Source organism: Bradyrhizobium sp. WYCCWR15520, from assembly GCF_056174665.1.
The window spans coordinates 58,121-78,505 of record NZ_JBWBWM010000032.1; the positions used below are offsets into that span (position 1 = coordinate 58,121).

The window sequence follows — 20,385 nt, forward strand, 5'->3', positions numbered from 1 at the left end:
GCCGGGTGAGAGGCTATTTCCGCGAGCTCAGTGCGCGGAAAGAGCCCCTCACCCCTGCCCTCTCCCCGTGAAGAACGGAGAGAGGGAGAAGACCTCCTACTCCGTCACCGGCTTGTCGGAGATATCCCAGTCCTTGCCGTTGAAGATCGAGATGTAGAGCGTCTTCATCGGCGTGTAGTCGTCGGGCGTGTAGCTGTAGGTGATGCCGTCCAGCATGTAGGGCGAATGGAAGCCCGCCAGCGTCGTGGCCTGCTTCAGAACGTTGGCGCGGGTGAGCTCGTCGCCGCAGCGGCGCAGGATCTCCGCCATCGCCACCACCTGGCCGTAACCGGCAAAGGCGATGGTGTTATCGGGGTCGACATTGGGCAAATACTTTTTGCGCAGCTCCTCGAACGCCATCACGTCGGGATCCTTCTCGAAGCGCGGCACGCCGACCTCCTTGGCGTAGCGGATCGCGACGATGCCCGTGCAGTTCTCGAAACCGGCGGCGCTGAGAATCGAGCGGCCCGTCGATCCCGCTGACAGCAGATGCAGCGGCTTCCAGCCGAGTTCGGCCAATTTTCGGATCGACTGTGATGACGCCTTGCCGGTCGAGATATTGTAGAAAACGTCAGCGCCGGATTTCGAGAGATTGATGATCTGCGAATCGATCGTCGGCTCGGTCAGATCGTAAGTCTGCTCCATGATCACCTTGGCGGTGCCGCCGGCATCCGCCAGCACCTTCTTGAAGGGCGCGAGGAAATCACGACCGAAATCGTCGTTCTGGTAGAGGATGCCGATCTTGGCGTTCGGCTTCACGCCCACGACATGCTTGGCGAGAATGCGCGCTTCGGTCGGATAGAGCGGCAGGCCCGCCATGGTCCATTTGAAATTCTTCGGATCGTTCCATTTCGACGCGCCGGTGTTGAGCAATAGCTGCGGCACACCCTTCGAATTGAGATATTTGTGCACGGCGGTCTGCGGCGCGGTGCCGAGCGAGCCGTACAGCGCCAGCACTTCCTCCTGCTCGACCAGCCGCCGCGTCGCCTCAACGCATTTCGGCGCGCTGTAGGCGTCGTCCATGGAGAGGAATTTGACCTTGCGTCCGTTAATGCCGCCCGTCTCGTTCAGCATCTGGAAATAAACCTCGCCGACCCGCCCTAGCACGCCATAGAGCGAGCCGGGACCGGAATGCGGCACGGTCTGCCCGATCTTGATTTCGGTATCGCTGGCGCCCGGATCATACTTTTTCTCGGCCGCCCAAACGAAGGGCGCCGGCATGGCGGAAGCGAGGGCGGAGGCAAGCACGGTGGCGCCGAATTCGCGCCGGGTTTGTTTGTTCTTCATTGTTGTTCTCCCTTATCGGAGTCTTGATCAGCCATTCCGACGCAGGTGGCAATAGCTCACATGTCGCACGCAATGCCGCTATTCGGGCATTGCGTAGCGTCTAGACTCAAGTCTTGGCGGCGACGACGACGAGACCCGGAACCGGCGTATTGTCCTCGTTACGGGCGGAGCGATCTTCGAGCAGGGACAATTTGAGGTCGGCGCTCTCGACCGCGTCGCGCACGTACGCGGCGGCATGGGCGTAACGCAGTCCCTGGCCGATAATGACGCCTTCGCCGTCATGGGTCTCGGCGGTGAAGGCGAGCAGGCCACCCGGCGCAAGCACGCGCGCGGCTTCCATCAGCACCGGCGCGAGATCGGCGACGTACACCATGGCATCAGCGGCAAGAATGAGATCGGCGCTGGCATCCAGCCGTGCGCGCAGACCGTGCAGCATGTCGGCGACCTCAAGCTCGGCGTAGAGGCTGGTGGCGCGCGCCCGTTCGATCATGCGTGGCGACAGATCGACACCGATGAAATGATCGGCGTTCCTGGCGAAAGCCGACGCCGCAAGCCCGGTGCCGCAGCCGAGGTCAATCGCGCGCTTGAAGAACGCCGGCTTGCGCGCGGCCGATCGCACCGACAGCACCGCCTTGAACAGCAGCGCCGGACCGCGATAGCCGAGGTCGCCGACCAGCGAGGATTCGAAGCGCGGCGCATATTGGTCGAACAGGGTTTGCACATAGGCCTGCGACATCCCGGCCAATGGCGCGGCGCCAAGCCGCATCAATCGAAGCCCGGCGCCGTGACGATCGCCGGGATCGCTGGCCCGCGCCTTTTGAAACGCCGAGACGGCCGCCTCATGCTCGCCGAGTTCTTCGCGGATGCCGCCGAGCGTGAACCAGGCAGACGTGAAATCCGGCGCCAGCTCGATCGCCTGCAATAGCAGATCGGCCGCGGCCGGCAGATCGCCCTTCAATTGCAGATCGCGCGCGAATTCGAACCGGCGGTCGGCCATCAGATCGCCGGAAGAGAGAAAAAGGCGGGCGGGCATGGGTTCCGAAATCTGTCATTGCCGGGCTTGCCGACTTCGCTGAAGCTACCCGGCCTGACACTGGAGTGCCCGACGAAGCCTTGGCGTAGCCGGGACCCGGCAATCCATCAAAAGAGAGATTCTTGAGAAGATGGATGCGCGGGTCAAGCCCACGCATGACAGCTAAAAGTCTGGACGAAACGTCCTATATAACCGACATGCGCCCGCACGAGATCCTGTTGCCAGTTGCTGCCGGCCTGTGCTGCAAGCCGGGCGGCTTCCACATAGACCCGGTTCGCCCGGTCGAGCGCGCCGTGATTACCCATGGCCATTCCGACCATGCTCGGCCCGGCCATGGCGCTGTTCTCGCCACGCAGGAAACGCTCGACATGATGCGGCTGCGCTACGGCGACAATTTTGCGCGTTCGACGCAGGCTATCCGCTACGGCGAGGAGATCCGGCTCGGCGACGTCAAAGTCAAATTTCATCCCGCGGGCCATGTGCTGGGCTCGGCGCAGATTGCCGTCTCCTGCAAGGACACCTGCATCGTCGCCTCCGGGGACTACAAGGATGCCACCGACCCGACATGCGCGCCGTTCGAGGTGGTGCCCTGCGACGTCTTCATCACCGAGGCGACGTTCGGCCTGCCGGTGTTCCGCCACGGCGATGCGGCGGACGAGGTGAAGAAACTGCTGGCGTCGGTCGCACTGTTTCCGGAGCGCGCGCATCTGGTCGGCGCCTATTCGCTCGGCAAGGCGCAACGCGTGATCGCGCTGCTCCGCGAGCAAGGCTATGACCCGCCGATCTATCTGCATGGCGCGATGGAAGCGATCACGCACTACTACGAAAGCCGCGGCATTGCGCTCGGCGAGCTCCGCCCTGTGAAGGGCATGAAGAAAGCCGATCTTGCCGGCACCATCACACTGGCGCCACCACAGGCCACCTCCGACATCTGGACCAGACGCTTTCCAGATCCGGTCACGGCATTTGCCTCGGGCTGGATGCGGGTGCGGGCGCGCGCCCGCCAACGCGGAGTCGAACTGCCGCTGGTGATTTCAGACCATGCCGACTGGGACGGGCTGACCGCAACCATCGCGGCCACCGGCGCCGGCGAGGTCTGGGTCACGCATGGTCAGGAAGACGCACTGGTGCATTGGTGCAAGTCGCGCGGGCTCGCCGCGCGGCCGCTCGACCTGGTCGGTTATGGCGATGAGGAGGAGCACGAGGTGGTCGCGGCTGACGAGGCCGAGGCATGAACCGCTTTGCGGAATTGCTTGACCGACTCGCCTATGAGCCGGGCCGCAACAACAAGCTGCGGCTGATCACGGCTTATTTCCGCGACACGTCCGACCCCGACCGCGGCTACGCGCTGGCGGCGCTGACCGGCGCGCTGTCGTTCAAGCACGCCAAGCCGGGACTGATCCGAGACCTGATTATGGATCGCGCCGATCCGGTGCTGTTCGGGTTGTCGTATGATTATGTCGGCGATTTATCCGAGACGGTTGCGCTGATGTGGCCGAAGGGGGAATTGGCCGGCCACAACAACCCGCCGCCCCCCACCCTCTCCGAAGTCGTCACCACCCTTCGTACCCTCGGCAAGACCGATCTCCCAAAACAACTCGCGCGCTGGCTCGATGAACTCGACGAGACCGGCCGATGGGCGCTGTTGAAACTCGTCACCGGCGCGATGCGGATAGGGATTTCGGCGCGGCTGGCCAAGACCGCTGCGGCCGCACTTGGGGATAAGGATCCGCACGAGATTGAGCTGATCTGGCCGGGGCTCGCGCCGCCCTATCTGGAGTTGTTCGCCTGGCTGGAAGGCCGCGGCGACAAGCCGGTCAACCGCGATCCGGCGCCGTTCCGTCCCGTGATGCTGGCGCATGCGATCGAGGATACGGATTTTGCCAGTTTGGATCCTGCCGATTTCATCGCGGAATGGAAATGGGACGGCATCCGCGTGCAGGCGGTCGCCGGCCGCGATGAGCGCGGGCAGATGCAGGCGCGGCTCTATTCACGCACCGGCGAGGACATCACAAAGAGCTTTCCCGATCTGGTGCCGTCGCTGCATCTGCCCGGCGCCATCGATGGCGAGCTGTTGGTGCTCCGCGAAGGCCGCGTGCAGACGTTCAACGTGCTGCAGCAGCGGCTGAACCGAAAGGTCGTCTCGCCAAAACTGATCAAGGATTTTCCGATCCACCTGCGTGCTTATGATTTGCTCGGCGACGACGAGAACGACCTGCGCGAGCTGCCGTTTGCCGAGCGGCGCGCGCATCTGGAGACCTTTGTCAAAAAGCTCGACGACCCGCGCATCGATTTATCGCCGACAGTTGCCTTCGACAGTTGGGAGGCGCTGATGGCCGCGCGCGCCGATCCCGCAAGCGCCGGCGCGGGCGAGGATGCCGAGGCGGTGGAGGGCGTGATGCTGAAGCGGCGCGACGCGCCCTATCTGCCGGGGCGCCCCAAGGGCCAGTGGTGGAAGTGGAAGCGAGATCCGCACATCATCGACGCCGTCTTGATGTATGCCCAGCGCGGACACGGCAAGCGCTCGTCCTATTATTCGGATTACACGTTCGGCGTCTGGACCAAGGGCGAGGATGGCGAGCAACTGGTTCCGGTCGGCAAAGCCTATTTCGGCTTCACCGACGAGGAGCTGCTACAGATCGACCGCTTCGTTCGCCGCAACACCACCGAAAAATTCGGACCCGTCCGCCATGTCGTGCATGAGCCGGAGCAGGGGCTGGTGCTCGAAGTCGCCTTCGAGGGGCTGGCCCGCTCGCCACGGCACAAATCCGGCGTCGCGATGCGGTTTCCCCGCATCAGCCGCCTGCGCTGGGACAAGCCGCCGCGCGAGGCCGACCGGCTCGAGACGCTGGAACGGATGCTGAAGCAGGAAATGACGACAAATTAAGTTTCCCGGAGCGCATGGCGGCCATTGACCGGCACAAGCGGGTTCCCCATGTGCCCCGCCGTGCCGTATAATGCGCGCGACACGCGAGGAGAAACCGATGCCCAACGACGTCAGAGACCTGCCGGCCGGCAATGACGGCCTGTACCGCTTCCTCGGCGGCTCGCCGCTGTCGGTGGCGTTCCGGCTGATCCTGCTGTCGATCCTGGTCGGCGTGGTGCTCGCGGCCATCGGCTTCGATCCCTGGAATATCCTGCACAGCATTCAGACGCTGTTCCGGCGGCTGTGGGATCTCGGCTTCGACACGGTCAACTGGCTGTGGCGCTACTTCCTGCTCGGCGCCGTGCTCGTGATCCCGATCTGGCTGCTGTCGCGGCTGTTCGGCAGCTCGCGCGGGCGATAATCCCTCAACAGGCGGTGAGCGGCCGATGCAATTACGATTTGTCGGCTGCGGCGACGCGCTCGGCTCCGGCGGCAGGTTCAACACCTGCTTCCACGTCACGGGCAGCAGCGTCAACTTCCTGATCGATTGCGGCGCCTCCTCGCTGCCGGCGCTCAAGCGCCTCGGCATCTCACGCGACGCGATCGATCTGATCCTGATCACGCATTTCCACGGCGACCATTTTGGCGGCCTGCCGTTCCTGTTGCTGGATGCGCAGTTCACGCGCCGCACCCGTCCGCTCGTCATCGCCGGCCCGCAGGGGATCGAGACCAAACTGCCCAACTTGATGGAAGCGCTGTTCGAGCATTCATCCAAGACCAAACAGCGCTTCGATCTCTCGGTCGTAGCCCTTGAACCGGAGCAGAGCCGGGCTTTTGGCGAGGTCAAGGTGACGCCCTATCCTGTCGTCCATGGCGAATCCGGCGGACCGTTCCTGGCCTATCGTGTCGAGGCCGAAGGCCGTGTCATCACCTACAGCGCCGACACCGAGTGGACGGAGACGCTGATCCCCGCCGCACGCGGCGCTGACCTGTTCATTGCGGAAGCTTATTATTACGACAAGATCGTCAAGAACCACCTCAGCCTGAAGACGCTGGAAGCGCATCTGGGCGAGATCAACGCCAAGCGGCTGGTGCTGACGCATATGAGCGACGACATGCTCGGACGATTGGGCGAACTGCCCTACACGGCCGCCCATGACGGCATGATCGTCGAGCTCTAGGATGCATTCGCTCAATCCTGCTTCCAGGGTCACCACAGCCCAGGTGTTTGCCATCGCGGGTCCCGCGATGGTCGCCAACCTGACGACGCCGCTGATCGGCATCGTCTCAACCACTGCGATCGGACGGCTCGGGGACGCCACGCTGCTCGGCGGCGTGGCGATGGCATCCGTGCTGTTCGACTGCATGTTCTGGCTGTTCGGTTTCCTGCGCATGAGCACGGTCGCGTTCACCGCGCAGTCGCTGGGATCGGGCGAGTTCGCAGAACTGCGCGCTATCCTGCTGCGCGGGCTGATCGTCGCCGCGCTGATCGGCGGAGCGCTGATTGCGCTGCAGGTGCCGCTCGCGGCGATCTTGCTCGGCGCCATGGGCGGCAGCGAAGGCGTCACGCGCGCGGCAAAAACCTACTTCACCATCCGGATCTGGTCGGCGCCGCTGGCGCTCGGCAATTATGTCGTTCTGGGATGGCTGATCGGGCAGGCCCGCGCCAAATTGGCACTCGGCATGCAGATCACCATCAACCTCATCAACGTGGCGGCGACCGTCGTGCTGGTGCTCGCGCTCGACTTCGGAATTGCCGGCGCTGCCATCGCCGCGCTGATCGCGGAAGCCGCAGGCCTCGCGCTCGGATTGCTGATCGCGCGTCACCTTTCGAAAGAGCAGTTCGCGGCATCCCGCGCGTTGCTATTCGATCGGACCAAGCTGATGCGGATGCTTTCGGTCAATCGTGACATCATGATCCGAACCGCATCGCTGATAGCGGCGTTTCTGTTCTTCACTGCACAGGGCGCGCGTGCCGGCGATACGACGCTCGCCGCGAATGCGGTGCTCAACAATTTTCTGCTATTCGGTGCCTTCTTCCTCGACGGCCTCGCCAACGCCGCCGAGCAACTCTGCGGCCGCGCCTATGGCGCCCGCGACAAGGCGGCCTTTGCAGGCGCCGTGAAGCTCGTTGTGATGTGGGGCTTTGGCTTTGCGCTTGCGGTCGCCGCCAGTTTCCTGCTGTTTGGGCCTGCGTTTATCGACATCATGACGGCTAGCGTGGAGGTGCGGCGCATCGCGCGAGACTATTTGCCCTTTGTGATCTTCGCACCGCTGCTTGGCGTGTTCGCCTTTGCCTTTGACGGCGTCTATATCGGCGCCACCTGGGCGCGCGACATGCGCAATCTGATGGTGGCCTCGCTGGTGATCTTTCTCACCGCGTGGTTCGCACTGCGGTCGTTCGGCAATGCCGGACTATGGGGCGCGCTGTTGGTGCACTACGCCGCGCGTGGCGGGCTCGAGGCGCTGCGGTATCCGGCGCTGTTGAAGAAGTCGTTTGGTTAGCAGCCCGGATGCAGCGAAGCGAAATCCGGGGTCTTCGTGCAAGCGGGTAAAATTGTCCCGGATTGCGCTGCGCTTCATCCGGGCTACGGTTCTACCGCACCGGCCAGTCTTCGGCGGTGATCGTCGCGGCATCCGCGCCGACGATTTCCGATAGCGAGTCGCGCCCCGTGCGCAACAGCGTCGAGGCGAGATCGTTCTTGATGCTATCCACCAACCCCAGCCCCTTGTAAACCAGTGACGAATAGAGCTGGATCAGGCTGGCGCCGGCGCGGATCTTCGTCAGCGCCGCGCCGCCCGAATCGATGCCGCCGACGCCGATCAGCGGAAACGCGCCTTCGGTGCGCACATAGGTCTCCGCCACCATACGGGTCGACAATCGAAACAGCGGCCGGCCGGATAGGCCGCCCTGCTCTTTCGCCCTTGCCTGTTCGCGCAAGCTCGAGGGCCGCGCCAGCGTGGTATTGCCGACGATCATGCCATCGATACCGCGCGAGCGTGCGATGTGCACGACGTCGTCGAGTTCGGTCAGACTGAGATCCGGCGCGATTTTGAGCAGCACCGGCGAATCGCCGGCGTTCTTCCGCACCCGTTCGCGCGCATCGATCACCTTGGCCAGCAGTTCGTCCAGCGCCGCCGATTGCTGCAGATTGCGCAGGCCCGGCGTGTTCGGCGAGGAGACGTTGACGGTGAAATAGCTCGCGACCGGCGCAAAGGTCTCGATCAGCTTGACGTAATCGGCGATGCGATCAGGCGAATCCTTGTTGGCCCCGACATTGACGCCGACGATGCCGCCATGATGGGCGCGCGCTGCCAGGCGTCGCAGCGCGGCTTCAGCGCCGTCATTGTTGAAGCCCATGCGGTTGATCACGGCCTCATCCCGCTCCAGCCGGAACAGCCGCGGCCGCGGATTGCCGCCCTGCGGCTTCGGCGTCACGGTGCCGATCTCGACGAAGCCGAAGCCGAGCCGCAACAGCCCGTCGGGCGCCTCCGCGCTCTTGTCGAAGCCCGCCGCCATCCCGATCGGGTTGGGAAAATTCAGGCCGAAGGCGCGCACCGCCAGCTTGTGGTCATCCGCCCGTGGCCTGACCGGCGGCAACAGCCGCAGGCCATGGATCGCCATGCGATGCGCGTCCTCCGGGTCGAACCAGCGCAGCAGCGGCAGCGAAAAGGCGTCGAAGGCGCGGATCACGGTATAAGCTCCGGAATGTCGTGCGTGCCGTCGGACCGCGCGCGCATGTCGAGGATGGCGATCACTGCGCCGAGATCGAGCTCGCCATAGAGATGCGGGAACAGTTCGTCGTTGCGCGAAGGCTCCCAGCGCAACGCATCGCCCAGCGCGTAGGCGTCGACCGCAACCAGGAATAGGCCGGTCTGGCCGAAATAATGCTTTCGCGCCGTCTCGGCGACCTGGGCGGCGGTTGAGAAATGAATGTATCCATCGCGCAGATCGTCCGCGCTGCCCCGATAGACGCCCTGCCTTTCGGCCTCGCGCCAGGCCGAGGCGGGGGTGATTTTGTAGATCGTAGGCACGGCTGTCCGGGCTTCCCCTACTTGTCGTTGACTCTCTTGGGATTTCCCGGAAATGGCCGGGCTGGCGGCCGACCGTAAAGGCGGCGGGCTGCCAACTCAAGCGCTGCCGCGGCAGGTGTGCGCGAAGATTGCGCAAAGGGGCCGGATCAGGCAATAATTCCTAGACCGCTCCAGGGATTTTCGATGGCCAGGCACGCCAAGGCGCAACGGCTTCTGACCCACAGCCAGATCTGGACCGCGCTCGACCGGCTGGCGGAACGCGCCGGCATGTCACCCTCGGGGCTGGCCAAGCGCGCCGGCCTCGACCCCACCACGTTCAATAAATCCAAGCGCATCACCGCCGACGGGCGCGAGCGCTGGCCTTCGACCGAATCGGTCTCCAAGGCGCTGGCCGCGACCAATTCGTCGATCGACACCTTCGTGCAGTTGATCGGCGACGGCGCGCGCAGCCTGCAATCGGTGCCGCTGCTTGCGCTGGCGCAAGCCGGCAGCGGCGGCCATTTCGACGAGAGCGGCTTTCCCGCCGGCAAGGGCTGGAACGAGGCGAAGCTGCCATCGGCCAGCGACGAGTACGCCTACGCGCTGGAAATCTCGGGCGATTCGATGAGGCCGACCTATCGCGACGGCGACATCATCGTGGTATCGCCGGGCACGCCGATCCGGCGCGGCGATCGCGTGGTGCTCAAGACCTCGGATGGCGAAGTGATGGTCAAGGAATTGAAGCGGCGGACAACGAAGACGCTGGAGCTACAGTCGCTCAATCCGGCGCAGGCCGACCGCACGCTGGATGCCGATGACGTCGCCTGGATCGCGCGCATCGTTTGGGCGAGCCAGTAGGATTGCCGCTGCCGTGACGGACGTGCTGAGCGATCTGCTGCAACATTCTCTCCGCATCGTGCTGTGCGGGACCGCCGCCGGGACGACTTCCGCGGCCGAGCGAGCCTACTACGCGCACAAGCAAAACAAGTTCTGGACGATATTACACGAGACAAAGCTGACGCCGGAGCGCCTGCAGCCGCATCAATATCGGGACCTGCTGCAACATGGGATCGGCCTGACTGATCTCGTGAAAGCGGGCGCGGGGATGGACCGAGCGACGCTGCCAAAATTGACGACGGCGGATCGCGCCCGGCTGCGCAGTGCGATCGCGACATTTCGTCCGCGATTTCTCGCGTTCACCAGCAAGACGGCCGGACAGAAATTCTTCGATACCAAACGAGATTACGGCGAGCAGCGTGAACTGATCGGCGATACCCGTGTGTGGATCTTGCCGTCGACTTCGGGCGCGGCCAATGGAAGCTGGCGGCCGGAAGTCTGGCACCGGTTTGCGAGTGAGGCGAGAGCAGCGGGGTGACGGAGTCGGGCGCGCGGATCTTCCCTTCTCCCCTTGTGGGGGAAGGTGCCTTGCTGAAGGCAAGGCGGATGAGGGGTTCTCTCCGCGGAAGCAGACCCCTCATCCCGCTGCCGCTACGCGCCAGCGATCCACCTTCTCCCACAAGGGGAGAAGGAAGGAAGTCACGTCGCGTAGTCCGGCTCTTTCCGGTCCAGCATCCGCTTCAAGGCATCGAAATGCCGCTGGGCCGGGGTCGGTCCCTTGTAGAGATGATCGTCCTTGTAATCGCGCTTGGTTTTCTCCACCACAGGCGCGGGAAGCTGTTTCAGCCTCTGCCCGGTCCACATCGCATAGATCTGCACCTGGGCGGCCCGCTCGACGTAATAGAGCATGTCATAGGCTTCCGCGACGGTCGCGCCGACGGTGGAGATGCCGTGATTGGCCATGAACAATACGGTCTTGTCGCCAATAACTTTTGCCAGCCGCGCGCCTTCGGCGGGATCGAGGGCCGGGCCAGTATATTCGTCGTCATAGGCAATCGCGCCTGACAGCCCGACCTCGGTCTGTCCGATCTCCTTGATGCGGGGATCCTCGAGCCGCGTCAGCGCGCTGGCGTGCGGCATGTGGGTGTGAAACACCGCCTTTGCCTGCGGGAGCGCCTTATGGATCGGCGCATGGATGCAATAGCAGGAGCGCTCGACCTCGCCCTCGCCGCTTTTGACCTCGCCGTCGTCGATGCCGACTTCCATGAAGCAGGAAGCGGTGACCTCCGACCAATGCGTGCCGAACGGAATCTGGTAGTAGCGGTCGCTCTTGCCCGGCACCACGAAGGTCAGATGGTTGAAGATGCCTTCGGAAAATCCCTGGATGAAGGCCAGCCGGTGCGCGGCCGCGAGATCGACCCGCGCCTGCCATTCCTCGGCGCTGTACTCGCTGAGCGACTTCGGCGAAACCCTGAATTGCATGAGCGTTCTCCCTGATTCCGTGTGGTGCCCGCCCCTCGGCGGAGGCTTTGGACGGCTGTTATTCAGGGCATTGTAGCGCAATCCGGCGCGGCCATCGCTGAAATTGCGGCGGACCTGCCATCCCGGTTTGCGGGGCAGGCAGGCTGTCATTGCCGGGCTTGACCCGGCAATCCACCAATCGAGAGCGTCTTGCGAAGCAAGATGGATGCGCGGGTCAAGCCCGCGCATGACGACTTTGGGTGTGGCGCCCTACGCACTCCTTGCCAGCGCACCGTCGATCATGTTGACCACATTCGTCACGCCATACACCGCGACGAACGAGCCGAAGCGCGGGCCCTTCTCCTGTCCGAGCAACACCTGGTAGAGCATGTTGAACCAGTCGAGCGAAACGCCCGGCCGGCCGTCCTTGCCCTTCTTGACCTGATCCAGGAACGGCTCGCGGCGGCCGATTTCGTAGACCACGTTCTGGATGTCTTCGGCGCTCGACCCCGCCGGCAATTGCGACAGCGCATCGCGCAGATCCTGCAGCGCGGCGCGCTCGATGTCGGTCGGCTCGCGGAACTGCTTCGTCGGCGCCACGAAGTCGCGGTAGTAGTTGATGGCGTAGCCGACCATCGCGTCCAGCTTCGGATGCGACTGCGCCGTCACGCCCGGACGATAGCGGCCGATGAAGCCCCATAGCGTTTCAGCGTTTTCCGCATTCGACGACGACACCAGCGTCAGCAACAACTGGAACGTGACGGGCATGTCGGCCTTCGGCGGCTTGCCGGAATGGATGTGCCAGACCGGATTGGCGAGCTGCTGCTTGGCATCCTGCCGCGTGAATCCATCGAGGAATTGCTGGTAGTCGTCGACATTGCGCGGGATCACGTCGAAATACAGCCGCTTCGCCGCCTTCGGCTCGCGGTACATGAACAGCGACAGCGATTCCGGCGAGGCGTAGCGCAGCCATTCGTCGATGGTAAGCCCGTTGCCCTTCGACTTCGAAATCTTCTGGCCCTTCTCGTCAAGGAACAGTTCGTAATTGAACCCCTCGGGCGGCGTGCCGCCGAGCGCTGAACAGATCTTGCCGGACAGCTTGACCGAATCGATCAGGTCCTTGCCGGCCATTTCATAGTCGACGCCGAGCGCGAACCAGCGCATCGCCCAGTCCGGCTTCCATTGCAGCTTGCAATGGCCGCCGGTGACCGGAACGGTGACGCGCTCCTTCGTCTCGGGATCGTCGTAAGAGACGGTTCCGGCCTTCACGTCATGCTCCGTTATCGGCACGTAAAGCACCATGCCGGTACGCGGACAGATCGGGAGGAACGGCGAATAGCTTGCAGCGCGTTCCTCGCGAAGCGACGGCAACATGATCTTCATCACCGCGTCCAGCCGCTCCAGCATGCGCAGCAGCGCGGCATCGAACTTGCCCGAGGCGTAGTAGTCGGTCGAGCTCGCAAATTCGTAGTCGAAGCCGAACTGGTCGAGGAAGGCGCGCAGCCGTGCATTGTTGTGCTGGCCAAAGCTCGGATGGGTGCCGAAGGGATCGGGCACCTTGGTCAGCGGCTTGCCGAGATGCTGCTCCAAGAGCTCCTTGTTCGGCACGTTGTCCGGCACCTTGCGCAGGCCATCCATGTCGTCGGAGAAGGCGAGCAGCCGCGTCTTGATCTTGTCCTCGGTCAGCACGCGGAAGGCGTGGCGCACCATCGTGGTGCGTGCGACCTCGCCGAAGGTACCGATATGCGGCAGGCCCGACGGACCGTAGCCGGTCTCGAACAGCACCTCGTCCTTCGGACTTTTCTTCAGCCGCGCGACAATGGCCTTGGCCTGCTCGAACGGCCAGGCGTTGGATTGTTCGGCGAGCGCGCGCAAATCGCTCGGGCTAAAGGCAAGGTCGATGGTGGACATTTTAAAGAGGCTCTCCAGGGCCATGAAACCGGCCGGTTATAGCCGTCATTGCGAGCGAAGCGAAGCAATCCATTTCACGGTTTGCTGAGGCATGGATTGCTTCGTCGCTCCGCTCCTCGCAATGACGGGGGCGGAGCCGTCAGAACGGACTGATGGAAAAATACCGCAGCCACAAATCCGTAAAGCGGCCTTTTTCCCAGATCCGGAACAGCGCCCAGTTCAGCGACGTCCGCAGGAGATCATTGCCCTTGCGCACGGCGATGCCGATGCCCTCGCCGAAATAGCGGCTTTCGACAAAGGGTCCGCCCGAGAACGCGCAGCAATCGGCGGAATCGGTGCCATTGATCCAGAACGCCAATGAGATCGCGTCGCCGAAGATAAAATCGACTTCGCTTCGTCTGAGTGCGAGGCGCAGCGCATCGTCATTCGGGTAGGATTTGATCTCCGCGTCGGTGAACATCGCCTTCAGATAGGCCTCGTGCGAGGTGCCGCCGATGACGCCGACCTTCTTGCCTTCGAGATATTCGGGCCGGACCTCCGGCATGACGGCGTCGCGCCGCGACACGAAGCGCGCCGGGGCACGGTAATACGGATCGGTGAAATCGAGCCGGGCGCGCAGGGCCGGCGTCACCGCCATGGAGGCGATGATGGCGTCACCGCGGTTGCTGGTGATGGCGTCGACCAGCGTCTCGAACCGGCGCATCTGGATGGTGCAGGAAATCTTGATTTCGTCGCACAGCGCGCGCGCCAGATCGACATTGAAGCCGGCGGGATTGCCATCGGGGCCGGTGAAGTTGAACGGGGGGTAATCGGTCTCGGTCAGGAAGCGGATCACGGTGAGGCGCGACATGTCCGGCCGGTCCGGGCGCCGCCGCGGGTCCCAGAAACCGGGCACCGCTTGCGGGGCTGCCTCCACCGCCGGGCGGGGCTGGGTTTGGGCGTAAGCCGCGCTGCCGCTGACAGCCGTCAGCGCAGCCGCAATCGACAGCCCGACCAGCCAGACGCTGACGGTTCGATGCAGACTTGCATTGGTTAACGGGACAGTAAGACTTGGCATCTTCGGCAATGGCTTCGCGGAATTTCCGGCCTTATAGACCATCCGGCCGGCGATGCGAGGGCCGTTTTGGCCCTTTCGGCCAGGCATGCCGCTCAGAGATAGCGCTTGAGGTCCTTGGCGGCTTCCTCCGGCGTCCGTTTCAGGTTGAAGGGCGCTACGAAATTGCCGTCGCGGTCCATCAGATAGACCAGCGCGGTGTGGTCCATGGTGTAATCGCCGTCCTTGAGCGGGACTTTCCTTGCATAGACCCGGTAGGACGAGATCACCTTGGCCACCGCCTCGGGCGCGCCGGTCAGCCCCTTCAGATGCGGATCGAAGCTGGAGAGATAGTCCTTCATGGCGGTTGCCGTGTCGCGCTCGGGATCGACGGAGACGAACCAGGCGTTGACGCGGTCAGCGTCCTTGCCCATTGCCTTCAGCACTTCCGAAATCTCAAACAGCGAGGTCGGGCAGACATCCGGACAATGGGTGAAGCCGAAGAAGATCAGCGTCGGCTTGCCCTTCAAGTTCTGCTCGGTGACGGTCTGGCCGGCCTGGTCGGTCAGTTGAAACGGCCCGCCGATCGCAGCCGGCGCCGTGACGGTGCGCAGGCCGCCGAGCGCCCACAGCATAATCACAAGACCGAGCGCGAGGCTGGCGGCGAAGGCAGCGATGATCACCAGCGGGCGGATGGTCCGGTCCATGGGATGAAATTCCTTGTTGCCCGATCAGAAGCAGGCCGAGATGCCAGCGGCGATCATTTCGAAAAACACCGCGGTGCCGTAATGGAACCACAATGCGGCCGCGCCGAGCACGGCCAGCGTGCTGAGGCCGGCAGCACTCCAGACGATCATGGACGCCACCCGGCCCTGCGGCCGGGCCGCCGCCATCATGCCCTGCTGGGTGGAAATCGGCTGAACCATTGGTTTGAGATAGGGCCAGTTCCCCGGGCAGGCAAGCGGAATGGCCGCAGGGGAAATCACGTCATGCGGAGGGAGAATGGCTGCGCACAAGTGAGGGCAGCGCTTCCAAAAACGGTCCGTCATGCCCGGGCATAAGCGCGAAGCGCGTCGACGTCCCTGGCATCCACGTCCTAACAGACCATCAGCAGGAAAGACGTGGATGGCCGGGACAAGCCCGGCCATGACGGAGAAGGGGAAAGAGTCTCAATTCAAACGTGGGATGGCGGGAGCAGTTCGCCCGGCTTAGCGCGCTGCGGGCTTGTTGCTGGAGGCCTGGGCGTCGAGGTAGCAGGGCTTGTACATCGCCTGCAATTGCTTGCCGCGCAGGAAGATCATGCGCTGGGTCAGGCCGCCACGGGCCGCAATCCACTTCCGCACTGGTATCGGATACATCGAATACAACATCTGGGTTGCTTCGGCGTTGGTGACGGCGCGGCCATTGGCGCCGAAATCCCAGGCGGCGTGGAAGCCGAGATTGGCGTGCGAGGTGACGCAAATCCGGTCATGGGGAACCGCGCCGAGCACGATAGTGCAGGCCGAGGCGCACAGGCCATCGATGATGACGGTTTCGCCCGAGGTGCGCAGACCCTGGTACTTGTCGACATAGGTGCCGATCCGGCCGCCGCGATCGTCGGCTATCCGCACCACCGCCTGGCTCGCCCCCACCCCCGCCAGCAGCAGCACCGCGGCAAGCAACCCCGTCACCAGCTTCATATCCCAGCCCCAGTCGAAGAAATGTCGAAACCGAATCTGCTTGTCTTAGTGATGCAAGACAGGATGTAGCGTCGTTGGAGATCGTGATTTTGTCTAGGCAACGAAGGTCGCTCAAAACAAATTCAAATTAAGTGTTGCCGGGCCGCTGCACCCTCCGCGCGAAAAGGTCCCAAACTGGAACAAACGACTCGTTGCGTGGATGGCGACGCGGTCCCGAGGCAAGAAGGCGTTTGCCGTTGACCGCACGCGACGACGCGGGCTTGAATCATAGATGGCACGGGGGAGGAAACGATGACTGAGGTCACAGACGTAATCGTGGTCGGCGCTGGACTGGCGGGGCTGGTCGCGGCAACCGAGATCGCAGACGCCGGCAAGCGCGTCATCGTCGTCGACCAGGAAGGCGAGCAAAGCCTTGGCGGACAAGCCTTTTGGTCGTTCGGCGGATTGTTTCTGGTCGATACTCCCGAACAACGCCGGCTCGGCATCAAGGACTCCCACGATCTCGCACTGCAAGACTGGATGGGGACCGCGGGCTTCGATCGCGACGACGACCATTGGCCGAAGCGATGGGCGGAAGCCTATGTCGCCTTTGCCGCCGGCGAGAAGCGCGATTGGCTGCGCGCGATGGGTCACCGTATTTTTCCGGTGGTCGGCTGGGCCGAGCGCGGCGGCTATGACGCGATGGGCCACGGCAATTCGGTGCCGCGCTTTCACGTCACCTGGGGCACCGGTCCGGGCATCGTCGAGCCGTTCGAGCGCCGTGCGCGCGAAGCGCAACAAAAAGGCCGGCTAACGTTCAAGTTTCGCCACCGCGTCGACACACTCATGATGACGAACGGCGCGGTCGAGGGCGTCAGCGGTTCGGTGCTCGAACCTGACAGTGTCGAGCGCGGCAAAAGCTCATCGCGGAAAGTGATCGGCGATTTTACGCTGCGCGCGCAGGCGGTGGTCGTCGCCTCCGGCGGCATCGGGGGCAATCACGAGCTGGTTCGGCAGAACTGGCCGAAGCGTCTCGGCGAGCCGCCGAAGTTCATGATCTCCGGCGTGCCCGAACATGTCGACGGCCGCATGATCGGCATTACCGAGGCCGCCGGCGCGCGGCTGATCAATCGCGACCGGATGTGGCATTACGTTGAGGGCATCCGAAACTGGAACCCGATCTGGCCGCGCCATGGCATCCGCATCCTGCCCGGCCCGTCCTCGATGTGGTTCGACGCCACGGGCAAGCGCCTGCCCGCGCCGCTGTTTCCCGGCTCCGACACGCTCGGCCAACTGCAATACATCATGTCGACCGGCCACGATTACTCCTGGTTCATCCTGACCCAGAGCATCATCAAGAAGGAGTTCGCGCTCTCCGGCTCCGAGCAGAATCCCGACCTCACGGGAAAAAGCTGGCGCATGACCATCAAGCGCGCCACCAACAAGGGCGCGCCGGCTCCAGTGGAAGCGTTCAAGCAGAACGGCGCCGACTTCATCGTGCGCGACAATCTCGCCGACCTCGTCAGCGCGATGAACGCGCTCGCCGGCAACGACCTGCTGAAGCACGATCAGATCAAGGCGCAGATCGAAGCGCGCGACCGCGAGATCACCAACCCCTACGTGAAGGACGCGCAGGTGATGAACCTGCACAATGCGCGCCGCTACATCGGCGACAAACTGATCCGCACCGCAAAACCGCACAAAATTCTCGACCCCGAACACGGCCCGCTGATCGCGGTGAAGCTAAACATCCTGACGCGCAAGACGCTGGGCGGCTTCGAGACCGATCTCGACTCGCGCGTGTTCGGCACGGACCGCCAGATCATCCCAGGACTTTATGCCGCGGGCGAAGCCGCCGGCTTCGGCGGCGGCGGCGTGCACGGTTATCGTTCGCTGGAGGGCACGTTCCTGGGCGGCTGCCTGTTCTCGGGACGGAATGCGGGACGCGCGGCGGCGAAAGCTGCGGGCTAGGCGACTTATCAATGCAAATAACGCAGTAGCCGTGGGGACGCGAGCGCGCTAAGAAGCCGCCGCCCCCTATCAGGAGAACAATATGACCATCCAGCGCTTCGAAACCGGACCTCGCATGAGCCAGGTCGTCGTCCACGGCAACACCGTCTATCTCGCCGGCGTCGTCGCCGGCACCGCGGCCGGCAAGAGCGTGACCGAGCAGACGCAGGACATTCTGTCCATCATCGACGGCCATCTCGCCAAGGCCGGCACCGACAAGTCGAAGCTGTTGTCAGCCACGATCTACATCACCGACATGAAGACGTTCCCTGAGATGAACGCGGTGTGGGACGGCTGGGTCTCGGCCGGCAACACGCCGGCGCGCGCCACCGTCGAGGCCAAGCTGGCGGCGCCGCAGTACAATGTCGAGATCATGGTGGTCGCGGCGAAGTAAGATCAACTCACCGCCAACCGTCTTGCTGCCCCGGATTGCAGACGCGATCCGGGGCATTTTCATCTGCATCTCACGCGCTGATCCGTGCGCCCACGACATCGCCGATGTCCGCCTGAAGCCAGCGGGCGATCCGGCGCCAGGAATGGCTCAGGGTCTTGCTTCCCATGAACAGGCCGAGGTGACCACACGGCTCGCAGGCCTGTTTCAGCCATGCGGGTCGCGTGCCGAGCAGCCGAGCGGTCGCGAGCGCCTGATCGCGCGGGACCACGATGTCGCTCTCTCCCGCCAGCAGGAAGACCGGCAGGCGCACCTCGGCGAGATCGATCCTGCGGCCGAGCGCGACGAAGCGCCCGCGCGCGATCTGGTTTTGGCGAAACACCCGCTCTGTCACCTCGAGGTAGTACGCCCCTGGCAGATCCAGCGTCGCGCGATCCCAGCGCTCGAAGCGATCCAGCAGCACCCGTGCCTCATCCGATTCGTCACCGACATCCCTTTGCAACGCTGCTTCTACCTCGTGCTGACTGAACGGAATGTTCCAGAACCGGAGCATGTGCTCGCCGCTGACGACGCCGTCGCCCCGCTGCACCATCTGCTCGAACGCCGGCTGTGGAAGCGCGGCCACCATCTTCGAAAGTTCTGACGGCGTAGAAACATCGACCGGGGCGCCGGCGAGCACCAGCCGCCGCACCTTGCTGGGAAAACGGGCAGCATAGACCAGCGACAGCCATCCGCCCTGGCAGAGGCCGACAAGATCGACGGGCACCCCGATTTCGTCGATCGCCACATTGAGCTCGGCAATATAACTGTCGATCGACAGATGGCGCATTTCCGGCGTCGCCGAGCACCAGTCGGCGACATAGACGCGGCTGATGCCGCCCTTGTGCAACGCCTCGACCAGGCTATGGCCCGGCGCAAAGTCAGCAATCTGCGCGCCATGCAGCGCATAAGGCGCGCAGACGAGAACCGGCCGTTGTGTCGCATTCCCATTCAAAAACTGCCGCAACCGCAGCGATGGAAGTTGCAGCGCCACCGTATTTGGCGTGGTCCAGGCGAGCGGCGCTTGCTCGGGCGCACGGGAAGACGCCGGCCTGGGATCGGCGAACCATTGCGCGTAGCTGTCGAGAGCCAGCCTCGTTGCTTGCAGCGGCCACAGCCATACCTGTTGCGCCCAATCGGCGCCCTGCTGCTCCGGCGACTTTGTCTTTTTTGTCACGCCCAAGCTTTGCTCCTGATCAGGAACCAACGAGGTCAAGGTTGTGCTTTTACGCCAGATCCGGCGCCGGCCCTAGCCCAATTGATCATCACCTCGAGATCCTTGACCTCAGAGGTCAAATCCTTGACCTCCGAGGTAATCGATTAGCGCGCGCGAATTTCCAATAGTCGGTCAGCCGGCCCATTCGGCAAATGCGAAGGAGAGCACGATGACCGACATCAACAAGATTGCCCGCGACTACATCGATCTGTGGAACGAACGGACGCCCGGCCGCCGCCGCGAAATGCTGGCCGTGAATTGGACCAGCGACGCCCGATATGTTGACCCCCTAATGTCGGGCGACGGCCATGACGGCGTGGACGCGCTGATATCGGGCGTGCAGCAGCGGTTTCCGGATTTCAGGTTCAGGCTGATCGGCGAGCCCAATGGCTTTGGCGATCACCTCCGCTTTTCCTGGGGGCTGGGTCCGGATGGCGGCGACAGCCCGATCAAGGGAACCGATTTCGCCGTGCTCAGCAACGGCCGCATCCGCAGCATCACCGGGTTCCTGGATCAGGTGCCGGCGGCGTAGGGTGGGTTAGCCGAAGGCGTAACCCACCGATTTCTTTGTCGCGATGGTGGGTTACGGC

The 20,385-nt window shown here is 63.6% G+C and carries 21 protein-coding genes; 10 read left to right on the forward strand and 11 right to left on the reverse strand.

Features of this window, described 5'->3' with window-relative positions:
• Window positions 1-96 precede the first annotated feature (96 nt).
• Together AC0QUY_RS30975 and AC0QUY_RS30980 are read right to left on the reverse strand one after the other, a co-directional pair.
• Entirely contained in the window at window positions 97-1,326 is a 1,230-nt protein-coding gene (locus tag AC0QUY_RS30975) for an ABC transporter substrate-binding protein (RefSeq protein WP_161850508.1), read from the reverse strand.
• A 106-nt stretch (window positions 1,327-1,432) separates the two neighbouring features.
• On the reverse strand, window positions 1,433-2,359 hold the full coding sequence (locus tag AC0QUY_RS30980; protein ID WP_161850509.1) for a class I SAM-dependent DNA methyltransferase: 927 nt from the start codon (window positions 2,357-2,359) through the stop codon (window positions 1,433-1,435).
• A gap of 197 nt (window positions 2,360-2,556) precedes the next feature.
• Between AC0QUY_RS30980 and AC0QUY_RS30985 the strand changes: the two genes are divergently transcribed.
• The 5 genes from AC0QUY_RS30985 to AC0QUY_RS31005 all read left to right on the forward strand — a co-directional run bounded on the left by AC0QUY_RS30985 (window position 2,557) and on the right by AC0QUY_RS31005 (window position 7,730).
• Entirely contained in the window at window positions 2,557-3,594 is a 1,038-nt protein-coding gene (locus tag AC0QUY_RS30985) for a ligase-associated DNA damage response exonuclease (RefSeq protein WP_475390072.1), read from the forward strand.
• Window positions 3,591-5,246 carry an ATP-dependent DNA ligase gene (locus AC0QUY_RS30990; RefSeq protein WP_161850510.1) on the forward strand — a complete coding sequence of 552 codons (1,656 nt, stop codon included), beginning with the start codon at window positions 3,591-3,593 and terminating at the stop codon, window positions 5,244-5,246. The genes AC0QUY_RS30985 and AC0QUY_RS30990 overlap by 4 nt, the downstream gene beginning before the upstream one ends.
• 97 nt (window positions 5,247-5,343) lie before the next feature.
• Window positions 5,344-5,646, forward strand: coding sequence for a DUF6460 domain-containing protein (locus AC0QUY_RS30995; protein ID WP_161850511.1), 303 nt, complete (start codon window positions 5,344-5,346; stop codon window positions 5,644-5,646).
• A gap of 25 nt (window positions 5,647-5,671) precedes the next feature.
• Window positions 5,672-6,406: an MBL fold metallo-hydrolase gene (locus tag AC0QUY_RS31000; RefSeq protein WP_161850512.1), complete on the forward strand. Its 735-nt coding sequence runs from the start codon at window positions 5,672-5,674 to the stop codon at window positions 6,404-6,406.
• Window position 6,407: 1 nt separating this feature from the next.
• Window positions 6,408-7,730 carry an MATE family efflux transporter gene (locus AC0QUY_RS31005; RefSeq protein ID WP_475390034.1) on the forward strand — a complete coding sequence of 441 codons (1,323 nt, stop codon included), beginning with the start codon at window positions 6,408-6,410 and terminating at the stop codon, window positions 7,728-7,730.
• A 91-nt stretch (window positions 7,731-7,821) separates the two neighbouring features.
• On the opposite strand, the gene AC0QUY_RS31010 is transcribed toward AC0QUY_RS31005, so the two are convergent.
• Together AC0QUY_RS31010 and AC0QUY_RS31015 are read right to left on the reverse strand one after the other, a co-directional pair.
• Window positions 7,822-8,919 (reverse strand): quinone-dependent dihydroorotate dehydrogenase, encoded by a 1,098-nt coding sequence (locus AC0QUY_RS31010; protein WP_161850514.1) that lies wholly within the window; start codon window positions 8,917-8,919, stop codon window positions 7,822-7,824.
• On the reverse strand, window positions 8,916-9,260 hold the full coding sequence (locus AC0QUY_RS31015; protein ID WP_161850515.1) for a DUF952 domain-containing protein: 345 nt from the start codon (window positions 9,258-9,260) through the stop codon (window positions 8,916-8,918). The genes AC0QUY_RS31010 and AC0QUY_RS31015 overlap by 4 nt, the downstream gene beginning before the upstream one ends.
• A 183-nt stretch (window positions 9,261-9,443) precedes the next feature.
• On the opposite strand from AC0QUY_RS31015, the gene AC0QUY_RS31020 reads away from it, so the two are divergent.
• Complete coding sequence (locus tag AC0QUY_RS31020) at window positions 9,444-10,097, forward strand: S24 family peptidase (protein ID WP_475390035.1); 654 nt, start codon at window positions 9,444-9,446, stop codon at window positions 10,095-10,097.
• 22 nt (window positions 10,098-10,119) lie between these two features.
• Window positions 10,120-10,614, forward strand: coding sequence for a mismatch-specific DNA-glycosylase (locus AC0QUY_RS31025; RefSeq protein WP_475390037.1), 495 nt, complete (start codon window positions 10,120-10,122; stop codon window positions 10,612-10,614).
• A 161-nt stretch (window positions 10,615-10,775) separates the two neighbouring features.
• Here the strand turns inward: AC0QUY_RS31025 and AC0QUY_RS31030 are convergent, their stop codons facing one another.
• The 6 genes from AC0QUY_RS31030 to AC0QUY_RS31055 all read right to left on the reverse strand — a co-directional run bounded on the left by AC0QUY_RS31030 (window position 10,776) and on the right by AC0QUY_RS31055 (window position 16,160).
• Window positions 10,776-11,558: a class II aldolase/adducin family protein gene (locus AC0QUY_RS31030; RefSeq protein WP_475390038.1), complete on the reverse strand. Its 783-nt coding sequence runs from the start codon at window positions 11,556-11,558 to the stop codon at window positions 10,776-10,778.
• 249 nt (window positions 11,559-11,807) lie between these two features.
• A complete protein-coding gene (locus tag AC0QUY_RS31035; RefSeq protein ID WP_475390040.1) occupies window positions 11,808-13,448 on the reverse strand; it encodes a lysine--tRNA ligase in 1,641 nt (546 codons plus the stop codon).
• Between the two features lie 139 nt (window positions 13,449-13,587).
• Window positions 13,588-14,505: a transporter substrate-binding domain-containing protein gene (locus AC0QUY_RS31040; RefSeq protein ID WP_246738465.1), complete on the reverse strand. Its 918-nt coding sequence runs from the start codon at window positions 14,503-14,505 to the stop codon at window positions 13,588-13,590.
• Between the two features lie 92 nt (window positions 14,506-14,597).
• Window positions 14,598-15,188 (reverse strand): SCO family protein, encoded by a 591-nt coding sequence (locus AC0QUY_RS31045; protein ID WP_475390041.1) that lies wholly within the window; start codon window positions 15,186-15,188, stop codon window positions 14,598-14,600.
• Window positions 15,189-15,212: 24 nt separating this feature from the next.
• The gene (locus tag AC0QUY_RS31050; protein ID WP_475390042.1) at window positions 15,213-15,407 is read right to left on the reverse strand and encodes a hypothetical protein; all 195 of its coding nucleotides are present in this window, start codon (window positions 15,405-15,407) and stop codon (window positions 15,213-15,215) included.
• Between the two features lie 282 nt (window positions 15,408-15,689).
• Complete coding sequence (locus AC0QUY_RS31055; RefSeq protein WP_161850520.1) at window positions 15,690-16,160, reverse strand: hypothetical protein; 471 nt, start codon at window positions 16,158-16,160, stop codon at window positions 15,690-15,692.
• A gap of 291 nt (window positions 16,161-16,451) precedes the next feature.
• Between AC0QUY_RS31055 and AC0QUY_RS31060 the strand changes: the two genes are divergently transcribed.
• Window positions 16,452-18,110, forward strand: a complete 1,659-nt coding sequence (locus tag AC0QUY_RS31060; protein ID WP_475390043.1) for an FAD-binding dehydrogenase — start codon at window positions 16,452-16,454, stop codon at window positions 18,108-18,110.
• 82 nt (window positions 18,111-18,192) lie between these two features.
• Window positions 18,193-18,543, forward strand: a complete 351-nt coding sequence (locus tag AC0QUY_RS31065) for a RidA family protein (RefSeq protein WP_161850522.1) — start codon at window positions 18,193-18,195, stop codon at window positions 18,541-18,543.
• Window positions 18,544-18,613: 70 nt separating this feature from the next.
• Here the strand turns inward: AC0QUY_RS31065 and AC0QUY_RS31070 are convergent, their stop codons facing one another.
• Window positions 18,614-19,573 (reverse strand): alpha/beta fold hydrolase, encoded by a 960-nt coding sequence (locus AC0QUY_RS31070; protein ID WP_475390044.1) that lies wholly within the window; start codon window positions 19,571-19,573, stop codon window positions 18,614-18,616.
• Window positions 19,574-19,964: 391 nt separating this feature from the next.
• Here AC0QUY_RS31070 and AC0QUY_RS31075 point away from each other — a divergent pair, with 391 nt between their 5' ends.
• Window positions 19,965-20,327 carry a nuclear transport factor 2 family protein gene (locus AC0QUY_RS31075; protein ID WP_475390045.1) on the forward strand — a complete coding sequence of 121 codons (363 nt, stop codon included), beginning with the start codon at window positions 19,965-19,967 and terminating at the stop codon, window positions 20,325-20,327.
• Window positions 20,328-20,385 lie beyond the last annotated feature (58 nt).